This is a genomic window from Shewanella fodinae, from assembly GCF_014651955.1.
GTDB lineage: Bacteria > Pseudomonadota > Gammaproteobacteria > Enterobacterales > Shewanellaceae > Shewanella > Shewanella fodinae.
This window is the reverse complement of the sequence record NZ_BMXW01000048.1, coordinates 1-663: the sequence shown is the minus strand read 5'-3', so window position 1 is coordinate 663 and position 663 is coordinate 1. Positions and strand designations below refer to the sequence as shown.

The window sequence follows — 663 nt, the reverse complement described above, 5'->3', positions numbered from 1 at the left end:
CTACCTAAATAGCTTTCGAGGAGAACCAGATATCTCCCGGTTTGATTGGCCTTTCACCCCCAGCCACAGGTCATCACCGTCTTTTTCAACAGACGTGTGTTCGGTCCTCCAATTGATGTTACTCAATCTTCAACCTGCCCATGGCTAGATCACCGGGGTTCGGGTCTACACCTAGCAACTATTCGCGCAGTTAACACTCGGTTTCCCTACGGCTCCGCTATTCGCTTAACCTCGCTACTAAATGTAAGTCGCTGACCCATTATACAAAAGGTACGCAGTCACGGTCTCAAGGACCGCTCCCACTGCTTGTACGTATACGGTTTCAGGTTCTATTTCACTCCCCTCACAGGGGTTCTTTTCGCCTTTCCCTCACGGTACTGGTTCACTATCGGTCAGTCAGGAGTATTTAGCCTTGGAGGATGGTCCCCCCATCTTCAGACAACATACCACGTGTGTCGCCTTACTCGTTTTCATCATCGGTTAGTTGTCGTGTACGGGACTATCACCCTGTACCGTGGTGCTTTCCAACACCTTCCACTAACACCCCAATGACTTAAGGGCTACTCCCCGTTCGCTCGCCGCTACTAGGGGAATCTCGGTTGATTTCTTTTCCTCGGGGTACTTAGATGTTTCAGTTCTCCCGGTTCGCCTCTGCATGCTATG

The 663-nt window shown here is 50.7% G+C and carries 1 rRNA gene; it reads right to left on the bottom strand.

Going from position 1 to position 663, the window contains the following annotated elements:
* Positions 1-663: ribosomal RNA gene (locus IE064_RS18075) — 23S ribosomal RNA — on the bottom strand; the annotation flags it as partial.